The following is a 12,347-nucleotide window of genomic DNA, read 5'->3' as shown; positions in this document are numbered from 1 at the left end:
AATAATTTTTCGTCTATACTTTGGAGTGAACACAATGTGGTATTTGCATACCCATTTTGTGTGCGATAAGCTATTTGCCTTATTGGCCATAAAATCACCTTTCCTTTCTTATAAGATAGCCTGAACAACTATATTATAACGGAAAGGTGATTTTTGGTGTATAACGATCGACGCGCACCCGCATAGCGGGTGGTTTTTTGTTAAGCGTGCCTACATTTTTCGGAACACGAAAAACTCCATCACGCTTAACTGGCTAAAGCCATATAAGAAAAAGAGTCCCGCACAATGCGGAACTCTTGATTATCTGTAAACTTTTCCTATACACGTGATAAATATTCCCCTGTACGTGTATCGATCTTAAGCACATCTCCTTCGTTTACGAACAGCGGTACCATAACGGTAGCTCCTGTCTCTACTGTAGCCGGCTTTGTAGCACCTGTTGCAGTGTCACCTTTTACACCCGGCTCAGTTTCTGTTACTGCAAGTTCTGCAAATAACGGCGGTTCTACCGCGAATACTTCTCCCTGATAGGAGCAGATCTTCACTTCTTCATTCTCTTTTACAAATTTCAGAGCATCTCCGATGGTCTCCTCATTCAGTGCGATCTGGTCATAAGTCTCGCCGTCCATGAAGTGGTAGAGATCACCATCTGAGTACAGATACTGCATGGTTTTTCTCTCAATGTGAGCTTTCGGGAATTTTTCAGTTGGTCTGAAAGTCTTTTCAACCACACCACCACTTATAACATTTTTTAATTTGGTTCTGACAAACGCTGCTCCTTTTCCTGGTTTTACATGCTGGAATTCCAGAATCTGGTATACGTTTCCGTCAATTTCGACGGTTAAACCGTTTCTAAATTCGCCTGCTGAAATCATCTTTAAATCCTCCTTAAACGAATACGAACGTATTCTTTTCTAATTCTAAACTTTCATTAAGTCTTATTTTATATGATTCCTGTCCTTTTTTCAACTGAAAGTTACGAAAAATACCGTCATCTTACAAATTTCTCTCGTTTTCCCGTATCAGACATGCAGTTTTTCAATAATTTCACGTACCTCTTCCACCTGCATCTGCCCCGGCGCGGATGCTTTTTCATAGGCTGCAAATGTCACAGCCGAACCGTAAAGCTCCCCGCAGAGCCGGCTGATCATTCCTCTTTGCCCCATGGACATTGTAATCACCGGAGTATCCGGATGGAATTTTTTCATAGTCCATGTCGCGTTCAACAGTTCGATAACATCCTGCTCTTCCTTCGGCATAACTGCAATTTTTGCCAGATCAGCACCTGCTTCCTGCATGGCGCACAGTCTTCGGACAATTTCTTCTTCCTGTGGAGTTTTCTCAAAATCGTGGTTGGAAAGCACCGTCCTGACTCCATGTGCTTCTGCCTCCCGGATCAGGCTCTTTACAGTCTCTTCCGTCTTGAAAAACTCGACATCCACCAGGTCAATCAGGCCGGACCGGATCATTGTTCTATTCAGTTCCCGGTAGCGCTCTTCAGAAACCGCCGCACTACCTCCCTCTTCCCTTGTCCGGAATGTAAAAAGCAACGGCATATCCCCCAGAACACTCCGCAGTTTTTCCGCTGTCTGAAGAATATGGCTTTCATTATTCCAGTCCGGATCTGTATCGATGCGCCATTCCGCCAGATCTGCACGGCTTTTCTTTATACCCTCCGCTGTCCGGAGCACAGCCTCCTCGTCACCCATCATCGGAACACATACTTTCGGCTTTCCCCCGCCAATTACAAGATTTCTGATTTTGACCGTTTTCATCGCATTCTCCATTTCTTTTACCAGAGTCTTTCAAAATCCAGCCTTGTAAAAGACTGCGTACCGCATGTATCTTCCCGTATGTAAATCAGATCCAGTCCGTTCTTCTGGAAATTTCCGACAACAAGGTCCATCTGTTTCTGGTCCTCTTCCAAAAGGATAATCGAACTGTAATGCCCTCCGCTTTCCCGGATCTTTCCGATTACCTTGTCCATGGAGCAATGCCTGTCGAACGGTACGACTACCAGTTCCGGTTCTCCATGAATCTCATCCAGACACTGAATCTCTGTAATCTCATACCTGTATTTTAACTGCTTTTTTATAAACTCCAGTATACTCATCATTCTGCCCTCTTTTGTAAATTCTCTTTCCATTATACTCCCCCCCCCGAAAAATTTTCGTCAAGTCTTTTCAGAAGGGAAAGTTTTCAGATAAGCTGGCCCGGGCAGGTCAATTTTACACGTGTTTCTTCTTTTCTTTTATATAAAAATGAAGTACGATTTTTTCCAGATAACGTTTCAACACGATCTGGATTTCTTCCTTTGGATGAATCGGACGCACGAGAATATTTCGGATTCCAGTCCTTTTCGCTCCCCATACATCTGTAAACAGCTGGTCTCCTACAAACAGTGTGGTCTCACGGTTTGTTCCCATCAGACTCATGGCTTTCCGGTAGTTTTTCACCGCCGGCTTATGGGCGTTGCAGATATAATGGACACCGATCTCTTCGTTGAACATCTTTACCCGAGGCTCCTGATTGTTCGAGAGCAGACAGCAGGAATATCCCATGCTCTTCAGCTCATGGAACAGCTTTTTGGACCTCTCGTCCGCAGGCGCCCCGTGGGGAACGAGCGTATTATCGATATCAAAAATAATTCCCCTGTATCCTTCTTTATACAGTTTTTCAAAAGGAATGACATAGGTAGATGCCATATATTCATCCGGGAAAAACCGTTCTAACATTCTCTCTCCTCCATACTGTGGATCAACGCTTCCACTTCCCCGCGTTCCGGCATGGAACGGATCGCCCCTTTTCTCGTTGTAATAATAGCCGCTGCCGCGTTGGCAAATGTCAGCATTTCTTTCAGATCACTTTCGGTAAGCTCTTCAAGTCCATGATCTACAAGATAATTCAGTGCACTTCCGCAGAAAGTATCTCCTGCTCCGGTTGTCTCGATCGTATCACAGGAAAATCCCGGGCATTCCACCCTCATTCCCCGATAATAAGCCCGGCTTCCATCGGCTCCCATGGTCAGAAGTACAAGCGGAATGTGGTACTCCTCTGTCAGCTGACGCACGCCCTCATCATAATCTTCTTTACCGGTAATAAACTGAATCTCATTATCCGAAATTTTCAGAATGTCGCAGAATCCAAGACCGTACCGGATCTGCTCCTTTGCATTTTCCATGCTGTCCCAGAGAGGCGGTCTTAAATTCGGATCAAAGGAGATCAGCATTCCTGCCTCCTTCGCCGCTTTCAGAGCCTTTTTTGTCGCCTTGCGTACTCCTTCGTGTGTCATGGAAAGAGTCCCGAAATGGAACACTTTTCCTTTCTTCAAAAATTCGGTATCCACTTCATCTTCCGTCAGCATCATATCCGCTCCCGGATTCCGGTAAAAGGAAAAATCTCTGTCTCCGTTTTCCAGTGTGTGAACCAGCGCCAGCGTTGTATGCACTTCGGAATCCATATACAGATGCTCCGTATTGATGCCGGCCTGTTCCAGTGTCTCTTTCAGCCGTAAACCAAACTGGTCCTTTCCTACTTTTCCGATAAAAGCTGTTCTTTTTCCAAGCTTGTTCAGCATGGCAAGCACATTACACGGCGCGCCTCCCGGACATGCCTCAAACATCTGGTTCCCCTGGCTGCTCATTCCGTTCATTGTAAAATCAATTAACAGTTCACCCAGCGCGATTACATCAAATTCTTTTTCCATAAATCAAGCTACCTCCATCCACTTCTTTTGTTCCCTTTTCGCTTTTTCTATCATAACCAGTTTACTGCATTTTTTCAAGCATTTTCCCGACATCGCCGCAAAACTCATCCCATTTTTCAGGATAGTCTACAAAATACTTCGGACATATCTTTCCGGTAATATCATAGTGGCGGATCAGATCATTTTCTGTAAGTCCGAACTTCAGACAGAGCCATGCAGAAAGTTCTACCATGGAGTCATATGTCGCCTGATTAAATGCTCCCGTTTCATCCGGATGACAGCACTCGATGGAAACGGTATCTCCGTTTCTGCTGTTGGACGCATACGCCACCTCCCAGGTCGGGATGCACTGGACGATCTCACCTTCCAGCCCTACAATAAAATGGCTGCTTGCCTGTGTCAGATGTGTGTCTTTGAGACCCTCAAAATAATCCCGGTTCTGCTGCGCCGTAGCTCCCGGATTGGCAGTATAATGAATGACAATATTCCGGATTCTCGATGTTCCGGTCTCCGGTCTGGAATACGGATTCGGTGTCAGAAGCTCCACCTCCATATCCGGACGATAGGCATCCACAGCCTCTCCTTCCAGCTCTCTGTATCCATTAAAAATCGGTCCTGCCCCGGTAAGTTTCATTCCCCCCAGCACAACCGCCAGGAGGATTAAAATCATAAGACCTGCCTTCAGCAGTCTGTCCGACCCTCTGCTTTTTCTTTTTCTTCTTTGTCTTCTCTTTCGCACGATACTATTCCCCTTTTCTTTTTCCCTCTTTCTATTATAAACAAAAAGGTTCCGGCGTTTTTAAAAATTTTGATTCGAATTTCTTAAGCTTTTCTTATCTTGTTCTCATACCGAAAAAAGCAAAGGATTCCTCTCGAGGAACTCTCGCGCCGGGCACAGTCGCTTTAACGACAAATTTCTGCTTTGCGCGCGCGATCCCGCAGAGCGTTTTTGTTTAGCAGGGAACGAAGTTTCCTGTTAAATCAAAAAACCTCCCGCTTCCCATAGAAAGGAAGTCAGGAGGTCTGTTATTTAATTTATCGCATGCCTTTACTCATCAACACTGTAGTTCGGTGCTTCTTTTGTAATATGGATATCATGCGGATGGCTTTCTTTCAAGGAAGCAGCTGTAATCTTAACAAATCTTCCGTTTTCTTTCAGCTCTTCCACTGTCTTTGTTCCACAATATCCCATACCGGAACGAAGTCCGCCCATAAGCTGGAATACCGTATCCTCCACGGTACCTTTATATGCAACACGTCCTTCCACACCTTCCGGTACCAGTTTCTTGGCATCCGTCTGGAAATAACGGTCCTTGCTTCCGTTTTCCATCGCAGCGATCGAGCCCATTCCACGGTAAACCTTGTATTTTCTTCCCTGGAACAGTTCAAATGTTCCCGGACTCTCGTCACATCCTGCAAAGATACTTCCCATCATACATACATTGGCTCCGGCAGCAATCGCTTTCGTCATATCTCCGGAGTACTTGATACCGCCGTCTGCGATAATCGGGATACCGTACTCTTTTGCCGCTTCATAGCAGTTCATGACTGCTGTCACCTGAGGAACACCGATTCCTGCAACGACACGTGTCGTACAGATGGATCCAGGTCCGATTCCGACTTTGACAGCGTCTGCTCCGGCCTCGATCAGCGCTTTTGTCGCTTCCGCTGTTGCAACGTTTCCTGCAATTACCTGCAGATCCGGGAATTTCTCCTTGATCATGCGTACACAGCGGAGCACGTTTGCCGAGTGTCCGTGCGCGGAGTCGAGAACGATCACGTCAACTTTTGCATTGACCAGTGCCTCTACTCTCTCCAGACAGTTGGCTGTGATGCCGACTGCTGCACCGCAGAGAAGACGTCCCTGCTCGTCCTTTGCGGAAAGCGGATATTTGATCTGCTTTTCGATATCCTTTATTGTAATCAGTCCTTTGAGATTAAAATCCTTATCTACAATCGGGAGTTTTTCCTTTCTGGCTTTGGCAAGGATATTCTTTGCCTCCTCCAGAGTGATGCCCTCCTGAGCCGTGATCAGTCCTTCTGAAGTCATGGACTCTTTGATCTTCTTTGAAAAATCTGTCTCAAATTTCAGATCCCGGTTCGTGATAATACCAACCAGTTTTCCGTTTTCTGTGATCGGCACACCGGAAATTCTGAATTTTGCCATCAGATTGTTGGCGTCTTCCAGTGTGTGCTCCGGCGACAGATAAAATGGATCTGTAATAACACCGTTCTCAGAACGTTTTACCTTGTCCACCTCTTCAGCCTGAGCCTCAATCGACATATTCTTATGGATGATTCCGATACCACCCTGGCGTGCCATAGCAATGGCCATACGATGTTCCGTTACCGTATCCATCCCGGCACTCATCATCGGAATATTTAACTGAATCTTCTTTGTCAAGTGTGTAGACAGATCGACCTGATTCGGAACAACCTCCGAATAAGCCGGTACCAGTAATACATCATCAAACGTAATACCTTCTCCAATAATCTTACCCATGACTTCTTTTCCTCTCTTTCTCTGACTGTTTTTGTATTAAATGATATAATACCGAAAAAAATATCTGCTGTCAACTCTTTCTTTTTCTCTATAAAATGACTTTTCTTGGTGCCAGCATCCTCATTCCGTCAAGAATAACCTGCTCCGGTTCAAAAATCACTTTTGTCTGATGTCCGTCTTTGGTAATCACCATTACATAACATCTCGCATTCGGCATATGGGAGCTGAAGTCGAGTACCTTGCCGGTTCTGTACTGGTTGAGCTCTCCTGCTCCAAGCGGCGCAAGCAGATCCATGTCATTGACATTCATGGAAAATACTCTTTTTCTCTTCTGTTTTCCCATGATCTTGTCGATATCCAGATCTCCGTTCACATACAAATACTCATATTCCAGATCCAGTCTCCGGAACATAAAGTAGTCCAGTACAATCATCAGCACCGGAAGAATCAGCAAAAACGGCAACAACAAAACAAAGAAAAAGGAAAGGACCGTACAAAACACCAGCAGAATCTTAATGATAATGTCTTTCCCTTCCGGTTTCTTTTTGACTAATTGTTCTGTGTAATAATCGCTCATACACGTTTCCTCCATCTGTTTATTCCTAATCAGTATATCATTTCTGATACAAAAAGAAAACTCCTCTTGCGAGGAGTTTTCGAATTTTTTATATTTACATCATACCCATGCCCGGATTTCCTGCTGCTGCCGGTGTTTCTTCTTTGATGTTGGCAACGACAGACTCTGTTGTCAGAAGTGTGGAGGCAACACTCGTCGCATTCTGAAGGGCACTTCTTGTAACCTTTGCAGGGTCAAGAATTCCTTCTGCAACCATGTCTACATACTCTTCTTTGTATGCGTCAAATCCAATGCCCGGCTCTGATTCTTTCACTTTGTTGATAATTACGGAACCTTCCAGTCCGGCGTTTGCCGCAATTCTGTAAAGAGGAGCTTCCAGTGCTTTCATGATAATCTGAGCACCGGTTTTTTCATCCCCTTCCATTTCGGAAACAAGTTTTTCCAGAGCTTTTGTCGCATGTACATATGCAGATCCGCCTCCGGCGATAATTCCTTCTTCTACAGCTGCTCTTGTTGCAGCAAGAGCATCTTCCATACGAAGTTTTGCTTCTTTCATCTCTGTCTCTGTAGCTGCTCCAACCCGGATGACTGCTACACCGCCTGCAAGTTTTGCAAGTCTTTCCTGAAGTTTCTCTTTATCGAAATCAGATGTTGTCTCTTCAATCTGAGCCTTGATCTGCGCGATCCGTGCTTCAATTTCAGATTTCTCTCCCATACCGTCAACGATAGTTGTATTTTCTTTCTGAACTTTTACAGATTTTGCACGGCCAAGCTGATCCAGAGTTGTCTCTTTCAGATCCAGTCCCAGTTCTTCAGAGATTACTTCTCCGCCTGTCAAAATTGCGATATCGCGAAGCATTTCTTTTCTTCTGTCACCGTATCCCGGAGCTTTCACAGCAACAACATTGAAAGTACCACGCAGTTTGTTTACGATCAGAGTCGTCAGTGCTTCTCCTTCTACATCTTCTGCAATGATAAGAAGTCTTGCCCCCGCCTGAACAACCTGTTCCAGAAGAGGAAGCAGCTCCTGAATATTGGAGATCTTCTTATCTGTAATCAGGATATACGGATCTTCCAAATTTGCTTCCATCTTATCCATGTCCGTTGCCATGTATGCGGAAATATATCCACGGTCAAACTGCATACCTTCTACCAGGTCAAGCTCTGTCTTCATTGTCTTGGATTCTTCGATTGTGATAACACCATCGTTGGAAACTTTTTCCATTGCGTCCGCAACCATGTTTCCTACTTCATCATCACTGGAAGATACAGCGGCAACTCTTGCGATCTGAGCCTTGTCTTTTACTTTGCTGCTCATTTTTGCGATCTCTTCCACTGCGAGGTCAGTTGCCTTTTTCATACCTTTTCTAAGAACAATCGGATTTGCGCCTGCTGCAAGGTTTCTCATACCTTCATGAACCATTGCCTGGGCAAGTACGGTTGCGGTTGTTGTACCATCTCCAGCTACATCGTTTGTCTTGGACGCAACTTCACGAATCAGCTGAGCTCCCATATTTTCAAATGCGTCTTCCAGCTCGATCTCTTTTGCGATTGTCACACCATCGTTTGTGATCAGCGGTGCGCCGAATGATTTGTCAAGTACGACGTTTCTTCCTTTTGGTCCAAGTGTAACTCTGACTGTGTCAGCAAGTTTATTTACGCCTGCTTCAAGCGCTTTTCTGGCTTCTGCTCCATATTTGATTTCCTTAGCCATTTCAAATCCCTCCATAATCTGTTTATTTTAAATATTATTATCTGTCACTCTGAATTTAAGCTTCGATCACTGCGAGGATATCGCTCTGTCTTACGATGATATATTCTACATCGTCAAGCTCTACTTCTGTACCTGCATATTTTGAATAAATGACTTTATCTCCAACAGAAACTTTCATTTCCACTTCTTTCCCATCGACCAGTCCTCCCGGTCCTACCGCGATGACTTCTGCCTGCTGCGGCTTTTCTTTATTCTGTCCCGGAAGCACGATCCCGGATTTGGTTGTTTCTTCTGCTTCCATCTGTTTTAATACAACTCTGTCACTTAATGGTACTAATTTCATGATTGTTCCTCCTTCATTGCCTATCAGTTTATCAGCACTCATTGAACTAGAGTGCTAAAACACTCTAGTAATAAAATAGCACTCTCTATTTTATTTGTCAACATCCATTCTCATTCTTTATAATTCGTTTATAATTCTGTCCGTTTAAACTTTATAAAACCCGTTCTGAATCCGGAATACAACCTGATCCTTCTCCTGGCTGCGGAAACGTTTCCGAATGACTCCTTCGCATCCGAACCGGCCTTCTTTCACTTCAAAAATACATTCATATACAGCATCCAGGGAAAACTCGTCCACATCGCCCCGGCTTGTGTAAAGCGTCATCTCTTCTTGCTGCGGATCATAGTTTTTTATGCGTGTCATATATTTTTTCCGGTTATATTTCTCATCTTTCAAAAATACCTTTTTCATTTGTAAAACAGCAGCTCCGTCCTCGTACATTTTTATTTCTCCTTTCCTAAAAGGGAGCCTCAGAATACTGACGCTCCCTTCTATTTGCATATCCTACTGTTCAATGCCTTTCTATTTTTGCTTTTCTTTTTTTATCTTTTCCAGCTCCGTGAATACGTAGTCGTTCACCACCTTAATATAGGTTCCTTTCATTCCGGAGGATCTGGACTCAATCACGCCTGCGCTTTCGAATTTACGAAGCGCATTTACAATGACAGATCTTGTGATTCCTACTCTGTCCGCGATCTTGCTTGCGACAAGAATTCCCTCCATACCGTCAAGCTCGTCAAAAATATGGATAATCGCTTCCAGCTCTGAAAACGAAAGCGTGCTGATCGCCGACTGAACAATATGTTCTTTTCTCGTCTCCTCTGCATTCTCTTCATTGACAGAACGGAGCATCTCAAGTCCGACTACTGTTGTACCATACTCGCTGAGAATAATATCGTCAATTTCATATTCTTCATCCTGTTTATAAATAAACAGAGTTCCAAGCCGTTCTCCCGCGATCTCAATCGGAGATACAATCGCCTGGTAGCCTTTCGCTGTTTCGGCATCGAATCCCAGTGTCTGGAGGTTGACATTTTCCTTCGTTGATAGAACGCTCAACAGACGTTCGTTCAGCATGGAATCAATATGTCCGCCAACTTCTCCATTAATCAGTTCTGTCAGCGGGCGGATCTCCTCTTTTTTACTGATTCCCAGAACTTTCCCTTTCCTACTTACCACAAGGATATTTGAATTCAGAATTTCCGTAAGCACTTCACATATATCATTGAAAACAACTTTACTGGAATTATTATTGTGAAGCAATTTGTTTATTTTCCTCGTCTTATCCAATAATTGTACACTCATAATTTTCCTCCATTCAAATTCATGACGTTGTTCCATGTAATTGTACGAACAAATTATAGAATATGCGGCTCATATTTTAATATTATCATACAATTTCCATGTTATCAATAAATTTCGGAAATTATTTTTTTTCTTTTTTTTCAACATACCCGCAGGAGGTATCAGAGCATACAAGTTTGTTCCCTTTTTCTACCATATAACTGCCGCATTTCGGGCATTTCCTGTCAGACGGCTTCTGCCAGGACATAAAATCGCATTCCGGATTATTTTCGCATCCGTAGTAGCGTCTTCCTTTTTTGGTCTTCCGGATTACCACATCCTTTCCGCATTTCGGGCAGGATACACCCGCCTTTTCCAGATACGGCTTCGTATTGCGGCATTCCGGAAATCCCGGACATGCCAGGAATTTCCCGTGAGGTCCGTATTTGATGACCATATTCCGTCCGCATTCTTCACAGATAACATCGGTCACCTCATCTTCGATTTTGACTTCCTCAAGCTCTTTTTCCGCTATTTCCACTGCTTCCTCCAGATCCGGATAGAAATTGCTGATTACCGATTTCCACTGCACTTTGCCTTCGGCAACCCGGTCCAGAAGTCCTTCCATATTGGCTGTAAAATTCACATCCACAATACTTGGGAAAGATTTCAGCATCATATTGTTGACTACTTCGCCCAGCTCGGTCAGATAAAGATTTTTATTTTCCTTTGCAACGTAACGTCTTGCAATAATCGTGGAAATCGTCGGAGCATACGTACTCGGCCGTCCGATTCCCAGTTCCTCCAGTGCCTTTACAAGAGACGCCTCTGTGTAGTGTGCCGGCGGCTGCGTAAAGTGCTGCTTCTTTTCAAAATCCTCTTTTGTCAGGACGGACTGTTCATCCAGCCCTTTGAGCAGGACATTGTTCTCTGCCTTTTCTTCATCCGGCTGTACATAAACGGAACGGAATCCGTCAAATGCGATTTTGGATGCTGCAACGGTAAACCGGTAATTGCCCGCGTCAATCTTGACGGAAGTCGTCTCAAATCTCGCCGGCTGCATCTGGCTCGCCGCAAAGCGTTTCCAGATCAGCTGATACAGGCGGAACTGGTCTCTCGAAAGAGACTCTTTGAGAGAAGCCGGTGTTCTGGAAATATCCGTAGGACGGATTGCCTCGTGGGCATCCTGAATATTTTTTCCCCCGTCCTTTTTCTTTTCTGTGTCCGCTACATATTCTGCACCGTAAACAGAGGAGATATATTCTCTCGCAAGACGCTCCGCTTCCTCGGAAACACGGGTGGAATCCGTACGGAGATAGGTAATGATACCAACCGTTCCCTGACCCTTGATATCAATTCCTTCATATAGCTGCTGGGCAATCCGCATTGTCTTCTGTGTCGCAAAATTCAGTACCTTGGATGCTTCCTGCTGCAGGGTACTGGTAGTAAACGGAAGCGGAGACTTCTGGGTGCGCTCTCCTTTTCTGACCTCTGCAACATGAAAATCGGCATTCTCAAGTTCTTTTTCTATCTTCTGTTCTTCTTCGGCAGAACGAATCACTATTTTTTCTGTTTTCGTCCCATAGAATTTGGCACGCAGAGGCTTTTTCTCTCCCTGTACCTTTAAAACCGCGTCCAGCGTCCAGTACTCTTCCGGTATAAACGCATCAATCTCCGCCTCTCTATCCGCAATAATCCGAAGTGCCACAGACTGTACCCGGCCTGCACTTAAGCCGCGTTTTACCTTCTTCCAGAGCAAAGGGCTGATTTTATATCCTACAATCCTGTCAAGCGCCCTTCTCGCCTGCTGTGCGTCAACCAGATTCATATCGATTTCCCGGGCGTTCTTGATGGACTCCTTGACTGCGTTCTTTGTGATCTCGTTAAAACTGATACGGTAAACCTTTTTCCCTTCCAGTTTCAGCGCCTTGGTCAGATGCCATGAAATTGCTTCTCCTTCACGGTCAGGGTCAGTCGCAAGATAAATCTTGTCCGCCTTTTTGACCTCTTTGCGAAGCTGCGCAAGGATCTCTCCTTTTCCGCGAATAGTAATATACTTTGGTTCAAAATCGTGCTCTACATCAATACCGAGCTGGCTTTTCGGCAGATCGCGCACATGTCCCTGGGATGCCATCACCACATAATTGCTTCCCAGAAATTTTTTGATCGTTTTTACTTTCGCAGGTGACTCCACAATCACCAGATAACGTGCCATAATAC

At 44.6% G+C, this 12,347-nt stretch carries 13 protein-coding genes and 1 pseudogene; all 14 read right to left on the bottom strand.

Features of this window, described 5'->3' with window-relative positions:
* A pseudogene (locus tag Selli1_RS05510) lies at positions 1–90 on the bottom strand (IS200/IS605 family transposase); the annotation flags it as partial.
* A 227-nt stretch (positions 91–317) separates the two neighbouring features.
* Positions 318–875 carry an elongation factor P gene (gene efp / locus Selli1_RS05505; RefSeq protein WP_087168190.1) on the bottom strand — a complete coding sequence of 186 codons (558 nt, stop codon included), beginning with the start codon at positions 873–875 and terminating at the stop codon, positions 318–320.
* Between the two features lie 147 nt (positions 876–1,022).
* Entirely contained in the window at positions 1,023–1,775 is a 753-nt protein-coding gene (aroD, locus tag Selli1_RS05500; RefSeq protein WP_087252761.1) for a type I 3-dehydroquinate dehydratase, read from the bottom strand.
* Positions 1,776–1,792: 17 nt separating this feature from the next.
* A complete protein-coding gene (locus Selli1_RS05495; protein WP_087252762.1) occupies positions 1,793–2,146 on the bottom strand; it encodes a hypothetical protein in 354 nt (117 codons plus the stop codon).
* Between the two features lie 82 nt (positions 2,147–2,228).
* Positions 2,229–2,735 (bottom strand): YqeG family HAD IIIA-type phosphatase, encoded by a 507-nt coding sequence (locus Selli1_RS05490; protein ID WP_087168193.1) that lies wholly within the window; start codon positions 2,733–2,735, stop codon positions 2,229–2,231.
* Complete coding sequence (locus Selli1_RS05485) at positions 2,729–3,706, bottom strand: PfkB family carbohydrate kinase (RefSeq protein WP_087168194.1); 978 nt, start codon at positions 3,704–3,706, stop codon at positions 2,729–2,731. The genes Selli1_RS05490 and Selli1_RS05485 overlap by 7 nt, the downstream gene beginning before the upstream one ends.
* A 61-nt stretch (positions 3,707–3,767) precedes the next feature.
* Entirely contained in the window at positions 3,768–4,376 is a 609-nt protein-coding gene (locus tag Selli1_RS05480) for a peptidoglycan recognition protein family protein (RefSeq protein WP_087168283.1), read from the bottom strand.
* A gap of 378 nt (positions 4,377–4,754) precedes the next feature.
* Complete coding sequence (guaB, locus tag Selli1_RS05475) at positions 4,755–6,209, bottom strand: IMP dehydrogenase (protein ID WP_087168195.1); 1,455 nt, start codon at positions 6,207–6,209, stop codon at positions 4,755–4,757.
* An 88-nt stretch (positions 6,210–6,297) separates the two neighbouring features.
* Positions 6,298–6,786 (bottom strand): DUF6106 family protein, encoded by a 489-nt coding sequence (locus Selli1_RS05470; RefSeq protein WP_087252763.1) that lies wholly within the window; start codon positions 6,784–6,786, stop codon positions 6,298–6,300.
* A gap of 94 nt (positions 6,787–6,880) precedes the next feature.
* A complete protein-coding gene (gene groL / locus Selli1_RS05465) occupies positions 6,881–8,500 on the bottom strand; it encodes a chaperonin GroEL (protein WP_087168197.1) in 1,620 nt (539 codons plus the stop codon).
* 55 nt (positions 8,501–8,555) lie between these two features.
* Positions 8,556–8,843, bottom strand: a complete 288-nt coding sequence (locus Selli1_RS05460) for a co-chaperone GroES (RefSeq protein ID WP_087168198.1) — start codon at positions 8,841–8,843, stop codon at positions 8,556–8,558.
* A gap of 144 nt (positions 8,844–8,987) precedes the next feature.
* Entirely contained in the window at positions 8,988–9,284 is a 297-nt protein-coding gene (locus Selli1_RS05455; RefSeq protein ID WP_087168199.1) for a hypothetical protein, read from the bottom strand.
* Positions 9,285–9,365: 81 nt separating this feature from the next.
* Positions 9,366–10,148 (bottom strand): GTP-sensing pleiotropic transcriptional regulator CodY, encoded by a 783-nt coding sequence (gene codY, locus Selli1_RS05450; RefSeq protein WP_087168200.1) that lies wholly within the window; start codon positions 10,146–10,148, stop codon positions 9,366–9,368.
* Between the two features lie 121 nt (positions 10,149–10,269).
* Positions 10,270–12,342: a type I DNA topoisomerase gene (gene topA / locus Selli1_RS05445; RefSeq protein ID WP_281872446.1), complete on the bottom strand. Its 2,073-nt coding sequence runs from the start codon at positions 12,340–12,342 to the stop codon at positions 10,270–10,272.
* Between the last annotated feature and the right edge of the window lie 5 nt (positions 12,343–12,347).

Origin of the sequence: Sellimonas catena (assembly GCF_027924685.1) — a bacterium.
In the GTDB taxonomy this organism is placed as follows: domain Bacteria; phylum Bacillota; class Clostridia; order Lachnospirales; family Lachnospiraceae; genus Sellimonas; species Sellimonas catena.
The sequence above is the reverse complement of the archived record's forward strand: the minus strand, read 5'-3'. Positions and strand labels throughout refer to the sequence as shown.

What these genes read in the sequence shown, in the direction of transcription:
- efp (WP_087168190.1), bottom strand. Translation starts at nt 875, where the DNA reads ATGATTTCAGCAGGCGAATTTAGAAACGGTTTAACCGTCGAAATTGAC.
- aroD (WP_087252761.1), bottom strand. Translation starts at nt 1,775, where the DNA reads ATGAAAACGGTCAAAATCAGAAATCTTGTAATTGGCGGGGGAAAGCCG.
- Selli1_RS05495 (WP_087252762.1), bottom strand. Translation starts at nt 2,146, where the DNA reads ATGGAAAGAGAATTTACAAAAGAGGGCAGAATGATGAGTATACTGGAG.
- Selli1_RS05490 (WP_087168193.1), bottom strand. Translation starts at nt 2,735, where the DNA reads ATGTTAGAACGGTTTTTCCCGGATGAATATATGGCATCTACCTATGTC.
- Selli1_RS05485 (WP_087168194.1), bottom strand. Translation starts at nt 3,706, where the DNA reads ATGGAAAAAGAATTTGATGTAATCGCGCTGGGTGAACTGTTAATTGAT.
- Selli1_RS05480 (WP_087168283.1), bottom strand. Translation starts at nt 4,376, where the DNA reads ATGATTTTAATCCTCCTGGCGGTTGTGCTGGGGGGAATGAAACTTACC.
- guaB (WP_087168195.1), bottom strand. Translation starts at nt 6,209, where the DNA reads ATGGGTAAGATTATTGGAGAAGGTATTACGTTTGATGATGTATTACTG.
- Selli1_RS05470 (WP_087252763.1), bottom strand. Translation starts at nt 6,786, where the DNA reads ATGAGCGATTATTACACAGAACAATTAGTCAAAAAGAAACCGGAAGGG.
- groL (WP_087168197.1), bottom strand. Translation starts at nt 8,500, where the DNA reads ATGGCTAAGGAAATCAAATATGGAGCAGAAGCCAGAAAAGCGCTTGAA.
- Selli1_RS05460 (WP_087168198.1), bottom strand. Translation starts at nt 8,843, where the DNA reads ATGAAATTAGTACCATTAAGTGACAGAGTTGTATTAAAACAGATGGAA.
- Selli1_RS05455 (WP_087168199.1), bottom strand. Translation starts at nt 9,284, where the DNA reads ATGTACGAGGACGGAGCTGCTGTTTTACAAATGAAAAAGGTATTTTTG.
- codY (WP_087168200.1), bottom strand. Translation starts at nt 10,148, where the DNA reads ATGAGTGTACAATTATTGGATAAGACGAGGAAAATAAACAAATTGCTT.
- topA (WP_281872446.1), bottom strand. Translation starts at nt 12,342, where the DNA reads ATGGCACGTTATCTGGTGATTGTGGAGTCACCTGCGAAAGTAAAAACG.